This window comes from Glutamicibacter sp. AOP38-B1-38 (genome assembly GCF_052377485.1).
Lineage (GTDB): Bacteria > Actinomycetota > Actinomycetes > Actinomycetales > Micrococcaceae > Glutamicibacter.
On sequence record NZ_JBQSWU010000001.1, the window covers coordinates 233,901 to 242,178 of the forward strand.

General features: G+C 62.1%; 10 protein-coding genes and 1 riboswitch. Of the genes, 9 read left to right on the forward strand and 1 reads right to left on the reverse strand.

Annotated elements, in window-relative coordinates; translation table 11 throughout:
• Positions 1 to 5: 5 nt before the first annotated feature.
• The 9 genes from rpe to hisF all read left to right on the forward strand — a co-directional run bounded on the left by rpe (position 6) and on the right by hisF (position 7,200).
• Positions 6 to 668 carry a ribulose-phosphate 3-epimerase gene (gene rpe, locus ACT3TP_RS01060; RefSeq protein WP_096285267.1) on the forward strand — a complete coding sequence of 221 codons (663 nt, stop codon included), beginning with the start codon at positions 6 to 8 and terminating at the stop codon, positions 666 to 668.
• A 32-nt stretch (positions 669 to 700) separates the two neighbouring features.
• Positions 701 to 838, forward strand: a riboswitch (FMN riboswitch).
• Positions 839 to 951: 113 nt separating this feature from the next.
• The gene (gene pnuC / locus ACT3TP_RS01065; RefSeq protein WP_096285319.1) at positions 952 to 1,662 is read left to right on the forward strand and encodes a nicotinamide riboside transporter PnuC; all 711 of its coding nucleotides are present in this window, start codon (positions 952 to 954) and stop codon (positions 1,660 to 1,662) included.
• On the forward strand, positions 1,659 to 2,717 hold the full coding sequence (gene ribD / locus ACT3TP_RS01070; RefSeq protein ID WP_444618867.1) for a bifunctional diaminohydroxyphosphoribosylaminopyrimidine deaminase/5-amino-6-(5-phosphoribosylamino)uracil reductase RibD: 1,059 nt from the start codon (positions 1,659 to 1,661) through the stop codon (positions 2,715 to 2,717). The genes pnuC and ribD overlap by 4 nt, the downstream gene beginning before the upstream one ends.
• A gap of 13 nt (positions 2,718 to 2,730) precedes the next feature.
• Complete coding sequence (locus ACT3TP_RS01075; RefSeq protein WP_105568905.1) at positions 2,731 to 3,354, forward strand: riboflavin synthase; 624 nt, start codon at positions 2,731 to 2,733, stop codon at positions 3,352 to 3,354.
• Positions 3,354 to 4,577 carry a 3,4-dihydroxy-2-butanone-4-phosphate synthase gene (gene ribB, locus ACT3TP_RS01080; RefSeq protein ID WP_105568906.1) on the forward strand — a complete coding sequence of 408 codons (1,224 nt, stop codon included), beginning with the start codon at positions 3,354 to 3,356 and terminating at the stop codon, positions 4,575 to 4,577. Before ACT3TP_RS01075 ends, ribB begins: the two co-directional genes overlap by 1 nt.
• A 30-nt stretch (positions 4,578 to 4,607) precedes the next feature.
• Positions 4,608 to 5,084 carry a 6,7-dimethyl-8-ribityllumazine synthase gene (gene ribH, locus ACT3TP_RS01085; protein ID WP_096285259.1) on the forward strand — a complete coding sequence of 159 codons (477 nt, stop codon included), beginning with the start codon at positions 4,608 to 4,610 and terminating at the stop codon, positions 5,082 to 5,084.
• 71 nt (positions 5,085 to 5,155) lie between these two features.
• Entirely contained in the window at positions 5,156 to 5,419 is a 264-nt protein-coding gene (locus ACT3TP_RS01090; RefSeq protein ID WP_096285317.1) for a phosphoribosyl-ATP diphosphatase, read from the forward strand.
• A gap of 135 nt (positions 5,420 to 5,554) precedes the next feature.
• Positions 5,555 to 6,403 (forward strand): ATP phosphoribosyltransferase, encoded by an 849-nt coding sequence (gene hisG / locus ACT3TP_RS01095; protein WP_096285257.1) that lies wholly within the window; start codon positions 5,555 to 5,557, stop codon positions 6,401 to 6,403.
• 26 nt (positions 6,404 to 6,429) lie between these two features.
• Positions 6,430 to 7,200 carry an imidazole glycerol phosphate synthase subunit HisF gene (gene hisF, locus ACT3TP_RS01100; protein WP_096285255.1) on the forward strand — a complete coding sequence of 257 codons (771 nt, stop codon included), beginning with the start codon at positions 6,430 to 6,432 and terminating at the stop codon, positions 7,198 to 7,200.
• 77 nt (positions 7,201 to 7,277) lie between these two features.
• Here hisF and ACT3TP_RS01105 read toward each other — a convergent pair whose 3' ends face one another.
• Positions 7,278 to 8,117 carry a hypothetical protein gene (locus ACT3TP_RS01105; protein ID WP_444618870.1) on the reverse strand — a complete coding sequence of 280 codons (840 nt, stop codon included), beginning with the start codon at positions 8,115 to 8,117 and terminating at the stop codon, positions 7,278 to 7,280.
• Positions 8,118 to 8,278: the final 161 nt, after the last annotated feature.

Here is an 8,278-nt window from a genome sequence, read left to right on the forward strand (position 1 = left end):
CACCGATGAGCAACCCGCGTATCAATCCGTCGATCTTGTCCGCTGACTTCGCGAACCTAGCCAGCGAACTGGCGCGCATCCACACCGCCGATGCGGTGCACGTGGACGTGATGGACAATCACTTCGTGCCGAATCTGACCCTCGGGCTGCCCGTGGTCGATGCGCTTGAAAAGGTCAGCGACCTGCCCATCGACGTGCACCTGATGATCGAGGACGCCGACCGCTGGGCTCCGGAATACGCCCAGCTGGGGGTGGACTCGGTCACCTTCCATGCGGAGGCCTCCGCGGCGCCGATCCGCTTGGCCCGCGAGCTGCGCGCCGCCGGTTCGAAGGCGGCGATGGCCCTGCGCCCGGCCACCCCCATCGAACCGTACCTGGATATGCTCGGCGAGCTGGACATGGTGCTGCTGATGACCGTGGAGCCGGGTTTCGGCGGGCAGAAGTTCCTCGATCTGGTGCTGCCCAAGATCAAGCGCACCCGTGCGGCCATCGCCGGAACCGGCAAGCCGATCGCGCTCCAGGTGGATGGGGGCATCTCGCGGGAGACGATTCTGCGCGCCGCCGAAGCCGGGGCCGATGTGTTTGTCGCCGGTTCGGCCGTCTACTCCGCGCCGGAACCGGCGGCAGAAATCGACGCATTAAGAAATCTTGCACGCATCGCCCATTAAAATATGCCAAACTAGTCACTAGTAAACACGAATACGTGCTCCGGGGTCGGTGTAAGTCCGAACCGGCGGTTATAGTCCGCGACCCGCAACCAAGGCCACAAGCCAAGGAAGCGGTTGAGCCGGTGAAATTCCGGTACCGACAGTTAAAGTCTGGATGGGAGAAGCACGGGTTTGATTTGCCATGGCCTAGCCAACCGTTCCGCTCGAGCGAGCCGAACGAACGCCTAGCCATAGGCCCATCAACTGCACACCCCCGGAGCCGCCGCTTCGAGAAGGGTGAACGATGGATATTCTGCGGTGGCTCATTGAAGCTTTTAATTCACAAATTGCGATCGGCTCCTCGGCACTTCTGGTGCGCGAGGTCGTGGGCAATATCTTTGGCCTGGCCAGCGCGCTAGGCGGCATGCGCCGCAAGGTCTGGGCCTGGCCAGTCGGCATTATCGGCAACCTGCTGCTCCTGACGGTCTTTTTGGGCAGCATCTTCGACACCGGCTACACCGCCAATCTGTGGGGCCAAGCCGGCCGCCAGATCATGTTCATCGCGGTCTCCTTCTACGGCTGGGTGCGCTGGAAGCAGGCCCGCGACGGGGTGGACGGCGGCCACGCGGTCACCCCGAAATGGGCTACCAGCAATGAACGCATTGGCATGATCGCCGTGCTCATCGTCGGCACCATCGCGGTGACCCCGCTGTTCAGGATGCTCGGATCCTACGATCCGGTATGGGCCGACGCATGGACCTTCGTCGGATCGCTGCTGGCCACCTATGGCATGGCCAAGGGCTGGGTCGAATTCTGGCTCATCTGGGTGGCTGTGGACGCGGTCGGCGTACCGCTGCTCTTCTCCGCCGGCTACTACGCCAGCGCCTTCATGTACCTGTTCTACGGCGGTTTCACCATCGTCGGCTTCTTCGTCTGGATGAGGGCGAAAAAGGATGAAAAACCGCAGATCGAAACCGAAATGCTGGACCCTACGATCAAAGGAAGGCAACCATGATCGGCCAAGGAGAACTGGACCAGGCGCTGCGCACCGCACTGGAAGCAGCACAACGCGGAGCCCGCGGCGCGAATCCGCTGGTCGGCGCGTGCGTGCTCGACGGGGCCGGACGCGTGATCGCCACCGGCTTCCACCTGGGCGCCGGCAACCCGCACGCGGAGATCGATGCGCTGCGCAGGCTGGGCCGCATGGACCGCAGCCAGGCGGCGGAGCTGACCATGGTGGTCACCCTGGAGCCCTGCAACCACCGCGGGCGCACCGGCCCCTGCGCGCAGGCCATCGCCAACGCCGGCATCGGACAGGTGCACTACGCGATGAGCGATGAAACCGCCACCGCCAGCGGGGGAGCGGACTACCTGCGCTCGCGCGGGGTCGCCGTCAGCCAAAGCGAGCAGCATCTGGCCGCCTGGGAATTGAATCACCGCTGGTTCCGCGCCAAGGCGCAGGGCCGCCCGTTCATCACCGTGAAAACCGCGCAGTCCCTGGACGGGCGGATCAACGCCCCCGACGGCAGCAGCCAGTGGATCACCGGCGACGCCTCGCGCAACCATTCGCATGGGCTGCGCTCCCGGGTGGACGCGATCGTCGTGGGCACGAACACCGTCATCGCCGACGACCCGCGGCTGACCGCGCGCACCGCCGCCGGGGGACTGCACGAGCAGCAACCCTACCGATTCGTGCTGGGCAACCGGGCGCTGCCCGAGGACCTGGCCTTGGCCTACGACGATCGCTGGGAGCAGCTGCGCACCCACGAGGTCCACGACCTGATCCACCGCGCCACCGAACTGGGCTTCAACCACCTGCTCATCGAGGGAGGTTCGATCATCGCCTCGGCGTTTATCGAGGCCGACCTGGCCGATGAGATCTATTGCTACCAGGCACCGGTGATCATCGGCGCCGGCGGCACCTCGGTGAATATCGGCTCGGTGACCACCCTGTCCCAGGCCCGCCAGTTCAGGCTCGACGCCCACCAACCCGACGCGCTCACCCGCCTCGGCGCGGACGTGCTGATGCATCTGGAACCGTTGCCCGAGCGCACATCCCACACACTTTAAAGGACCCCAAAAAATGTTTACCGGAATCATCACCGGCACCGGCACGGTGCTGGGCATCGAGAACCACCCGAACGAAGATCTTGCCGTGCTCACCTTGAAGGCGCCCGGCCATACCGAGGCGCTGGGCCTCGGCGGCTCGCTGGCGGTCAACGGCGTCTGCCTGACCGCCACCGAACTGGAGGGCGAAACGCTGAGCGTGGACGTGATGGGCGAAACCCTGCGCCGCACCAGCACCGGGGAGCTGCGCGCCGGCTCGATCGTGAACCTGGAGCGCTGCACCCCGGCCGGCGGCCGGCTCGATGGCCACGTCGTCCAGGGCCACGTTGATACCGTCGGCACGGTGCTGGCCCGCGAAGATCACGGCCAGTGGACCACCTTCCGCATCGGGCTGCCCGATGAATACGCCCCGCTCACCGCGGAAAAGGGCTCCATCGCGCTGGACGGCATCTCGCTGACCATCACCGCGGTCTCCGCGGCAACCGCCACCGGAGCCCACTGGGTGGAGGTCGGCATCATCCCGATCACGCTGGAGGAGACGACCATGGGTTCCCGCCAGGTCGGCGACGCCATCAATATCGAGGTGGACGTGCTCGCAAAATACGTGGCCCGGCTGAACGCGTTTGGAGGCGGCAAGTAATGGCCCGCAAGGAACTGGACTCGATCCCCACCGCCCTGGCCGCCCTGGCCGCGGGCAAGGCCGTGGTCGTGGTGGACGATGAAGACCGCGAAAACGAGGGCGATATCATCTTCGCCGCGCAATTCGCCACCGCCGAGCTGATGGGCTTCACCATCCGCTACACCTCCGGGGTCATCTGCGTGCCGCTGGAAGCCCAGCGCGCCGACGAGCTGGGCCTGGCCCCGATGGTCGGCATCAACCAGGATTCCAAGGGCACCGCGTTCACCGTCTCCTGCGACGCGGTCAGCGGAATCAGCACCGGAATTTCCGCCGCCGACCGGGCCGTCACCTCCCGGCTGCTGGCGGACCCCGCCGCCGAGGCGGCACAGCTCAGCCGCCCGGGGCACATCTTCCCGCTGCGTGCCGCCGCCGGAGGCGTGCTGGAGCGCCGCGGACACACCGAAGCCGCGGTGGATCTCTGCCGCGGTGCGGGCCTGGAGCCGGTGGGCGTGATCGGCGAGGTCGTCAACGACGACGGCTCGATGATGCGCCTCGATGATCTGCGTGACTTCGCCGCGGCCCACGATCTGCCGCTGGTCAGCATCGAGGACCTCGCCCGTTGGCGCCGGGTCAACGACGAAATCTCGCTGACCGAAGCCGTTTCGCTGCCCACCCCCTTTGGCACCTTCAGCGCCCGGGCCGCCAGCGTGGAGGGCCACGAGCACATCGTGCTCAGCCACCCGGCCCCCACGCTGGAGGGGGCCACTAATCTGGTGCGCATCCACTCCGAATGCCTCACCGGCGACGTCTTCGGGTCCTACCGTTGCGATTGCGGCGAACAGCTGCATGCGGCGCTGGAGCAGATCGCCGCCGAGGGCGGGCACCTGGTGTACGTGCGCGGCCACGAGGGCCGCGGCATCGGCCTGTTCAACAAGCTGCGCACCTACGCGCTGCAGGAAACCGGCGTGGACACCCTCGACGCGAACCTCCACCTGGGCTTCCCCGCCGACGCGCGCGAGTACTTCGCGGTCGCCGCGATCCTGAAGCACCTGGGGATCGATGAGATCCGCCTGCTGAGCAACAACCCGGACAAGCAGGCCAAGCTCGCCCAGGCCGGGGTGGCGGTGACCGAATTGGTGCCCAGCCGGATCGCACCACGCAGCGAAAACGAAAGCTACCTGCGCACCAAGCAGGCCCGGTTCGGCCATGACCTGCAACTGCCGAACACCAAAACCAGCTTCTAGAACAGCAACGCAAACCTTAAGGAATATCACATGAGCAAGCATGGAGCCCCGACAAATGTCGCCGACGAGCTCAAGGCGCTGAACTTGTCGGGACTGAAAGTCGCGATCGTTGCCGCCAGCTGGCACGAGGTCATCATGAACGGCCTCATCGACGGCGCGCAGCGAGCCGCGCGCGACGCGGGGATCGAGAATCCGAGCCTGATCCGCGTGCCCGGCACCTTCGAACTCCCGGTGGCCGCAAGCGCGCTGGCTAAGTCCTACGATGCGATCATCGCCCTCGGCGTGGTGATTCGCGGCGGGACCCCGCACTTCGACTATGTCTGCCTGGCCGCCACGAACGGGCTGACCGACGTTTCGGTGAACACCGGTGTACCGGTCGGATTCGGCGTGCTCACCTGCGACGACGAGCAGCAGGCGCTGGACCGCGCAGGCCTGGAAGGTTCCAGCGAGGATAAGGGCTACGAAGCCTTCTCGGCCGCTGTGATGACCGTCGCAGCGCTACGCTAATGGCCGCTTCGGACGTCACAATAGGCATGGAAAATTCGGGCACCAGCCGGAAAAACGTTAGTCTTGTAGACGTGAAAACTTTTGACGAGCTCTTCAGCGAACTGTCGCTCAAGGCCCAAACCCGCCCGGAAGGCTCTCGTACCATCACCGAACTTGATTCCGGTGTCCACGGCATCGGCAAGAAAGTTGTCGAGGAGGCCGCCGAAGTTTGGATGGCCGCCGAGTACGAAAGTGACGAGGAAACAGCCGAGGAGATCTCCCAGCTGCTCTACCACTTGCAGGTTTTGATGATTGCCAAGGGTCTGTCCTTGGCCGACGTTTACAAGCATCTATAGCCGTCGCGCTGCTGCGACCGGGTCATCGCACCCGGTCGCAGGCACCGCTCGGCGGCAGTAACAACGGCCAATTAAATCCTTGGCGCTTGTTTTTGGCTTATCGCCCGGCGCCACACTCATGAAACGAGTAAATAAATGCTTCGCGTAGCCCTGCCCAACAAAGGCGCCCTCTCCGAAATAGCCTCCACCATGTTCAAGGAAGCCGGCTATCTCCAGCGCCGCGACACCCGCGAACTGGTTCTGGTCGATGAAGAGAACAACGTTGAATTCTTCTACCTGCGTCCGCGCGATATCGCCGTCTATGTAGGCCGCGGCATCCTTGACGTCGGAATCACCGGTCGTGACCTGTACCTCGATGCAGATGTCGACGACGATGTCGAGGAGCAGCTATCCCTTGGCATCGGCAAGTCCGCCTTCCGCTTTGCTGCCCCGGTCGGAGCGTTCAACTCCGTCGAAGAGCTCAACGGCAAGCGCATCGCCACCAGCTATGACATTCTTCTGGACCACTACCTGAAGAAGCAGGGGATCGATGCGAGCGTCGTCCGCCTGGATGGTGCGGTTGAGTCCTCTGTGCGTCTCGGTGTGGCCGATGCGATCGCCGATGTGGTCGAAACCGGAAACACCATCAAGGCCGCCGGCATGGAAATCTTCGGCGATGTGCTGCTCCAGTCGGAAGCGGTGCTCATCGGACGAGTCGGCCACAAGCCGGCCGGTCTTGACTTGCTGATCCGCCGCTTGTCCGGCGTGCTGGTCGCCCGCCAGTACGTCATGCTCGACTATGACATTCGCCGCGTTCAGGTCGAAGAGGCCTGCGCGCTGACTCCCGGTCTGGAATCGCCGACCGTTTCCGACCTGGCGAACTCGGACTGGTGCGCCGTGCGCGCCATGGTGAAGAAGTCGCAAACCAACAACATCATGGATGAGCTGTACGACGTTGGCGCTCGCGCGATTCTGGTCAGCCAGATCCACGCCTGCCGCATCTAGTTACGCCACCCTAGGAGATTCAGCTCATGAGCGTAGCAATCCGTGTTATTCCATGCCTCGACGTCGATGCCGGACGCGTCGTCAAGGGCGTTAATTTCGAAGGCCTTCGCGATGCCGGGGACCCGGTGGAACTTGCCCGGCGTTACAACTTGGCCGGTGCCGATGAACTCACCTTCCTCGACGTGACCGCTTCCAGCTCGGACCGGGAGACGACCTTCGAGGTCGTTCGCCATACGGCCGAAGAGGTTTTCATCCCATTGACCGTTGGCGGCGGCGTGCGCGCGGCGGAGGATGTCGATCGCCTGCTGCGCAATGGCGCAGACAAGGCATCGATCAACACCGCGGCGGTGGCTCGGCCAGACGTGATCAACGAGATTACCGAACGCTTCGGTTCGCAGGTCTTGGTGCTTTCCCTGGACGCCCGTCGGACCAACGATCCGTCGATCGCCTCGGGCTATGAGGTCACCACCCATGGTGGCCGCACGGGCACCGGCATGTGCGCGGTTGCGTGGGCCAAGGATGCAGCCGAACGTGGCGTGGGCGAGATCCTGCTGAACTCGATCGATGCCGACGGCACCAAGGACGGGTTCGATCTGGAAATGATTCGCGCCGTCCGCGCGGCCGTGAAGGTTCCGCTGATCGCCTCCGGCGGTGCAGGAAAGCCGGAGGACTTCCCGCCGGCAATCGAAGCCGGAGCCGACGCGGTGTTGGCTGCTTCGATCTTCCACTTCGGACCCACCGATATGATCGCTAAGGTCAAGGAGAAGATCCGCGAAGCGGGCTATCCGGTACGCTAGGCATCAAACAACTAATGGGTCAGTTCATTTTGAACTGGCCCATTTTTGTGTCCGCAAGATCGCAGCCTCGGCAAATGCTAATCCGTAGCGATGAGTTGCTTCTTAGTTCGCCAGACATCAATTTCGATAGGGTCGCTTGGCACGGCGGCTTGTCCCGGGATTGCCTGCCACGGGCCGCCATCGACGCTGAATTCTCCGCGGAACAACGTGGTGAGCCCGACACCGTAGGTGCCCGTTTCTGTGTAGAAATGGCTTGTCGGTGTTTTATCTCGAAGGGTATGCTCCGGTGCTGGCTCGCCTGGGAAATCCAGGTTCCGGGTATTTCCATCACCATAATTCCAATTCCAGCCAACTGGGATAGCCCTTAGTTTCGTGGGAATGCCTCTAATGTCCGTGTTGAAATCTTGAGTATCACCTTCAGCCCACAGGTGTGTGTGGCCGTTTCGAAGCGAAAATTTATAGGGATCACTCTTCAGATTCGAACCACGAATGGGGAATTTTCTGAATTCTGAAGGTGTGATTACTAGTCGTTCAACTAGCTCCCCATCTCTGAGATCAATTGGTGTATTGTCTTCTGGACACAATTGATGTGTGATTTGTGTTTCTCCATCACGCGGTCCTCCGGTGAACCTTATTATGCGTGAATACGGTGACGTTCCGTCTTCGCAAAGTACGGAGTCCGGATTCTGATTGCAGCCTCGAAATCGTTCTAATCCGATAACGCAACCGTCGAGATATTCTACTTCATAACGTTGTTTTGGCTGTTGATTTATTAGGTCAGGCTGGTCTTGGTGATAAGGGTCGGTTTCGACATAATTTTTATCGCATTCCTCAACTAAGACTTCAATTTGGTTATTGTGAAATTGATTTAGATATGGACAAATTAGTGGTGACTCGGCAACATCAGCAATCGACATGCTCGAGTTAATGGACTGTGTACCTGTACAACCTAAGAACAACGCAAAAGCAGAGATCAATATATGGTGTTGCATGTCTTATTCCGAGAATTTCAAATCGAACATTTTCCACCCATCGTCCCAACGAAGAACTGTGATCCCCGTTATCGGTTCTTCTGAGG

Excerpts from the sequence above, each read along its gene's own strand:
- rpe (WP_096285267.1), top strand. The coding sequence starts at position 6 with ATGAGCAACCCGCGTATCAATCCGTCGATCTTGTCCGCTGACTTCGCG.
- pnuC (WP_096285319.1), top strand. The coding sequence starts at position 952 with ATGGATATTCTGCGGTGGCTCATTGAAGCTTTTAATTCACAAATTGCG.
- ribD (WP_444618867.1), top strand. The coding sequence starts at position 1,659 with ATGATCGGCCAAGGAGAACTGGACCAGGCGCTGCGCACCGCACTGGAA.
- ACT3TP_RS01075 (WP_105568905.1), top strand. The coding sequence starts at position 2,731 with ATGTTTACCGGAATCATCACCGGCACCGGCACGGTGCTGGGCATCGAG.
- ribB (WP_105568906.1), top strand. The coding sequence starts at position 3,354 with ATGGCCCGCAAGGAACTGGACTCGATCCCCACCGCCCTGGCCGCCCTG.
- ribH (WP_096285259.1), top strand. The coding sequence starts at position 4,608 with ATGAGCAAGCATGGAGCCCCGACAAATGTCGCCGACGAGCTCAAGGCG.
- hisG (WP_096285257.1), top strand. The coding sequence starts at position 5,555 with ATGCTTCGCGTAGCCCTGCCCAACAAAGGCGCCCTCTCCGAAATAGCC.
- hisF (WP_096285255.1), top strand. The coding sequence starts at position 6,430 with ATGAGCGTAGCAATCCGTGTTATTCCATGCCTCGACGTCGATGCCGGA.
- ACT3TP_RS01105 (WP_444618870.1), bottom strand. The coding sequence starts at position 8,117 with ATGTCGATTGCTGATGTTGCCGAGTCACCACTAATTTGTCCATATCTA.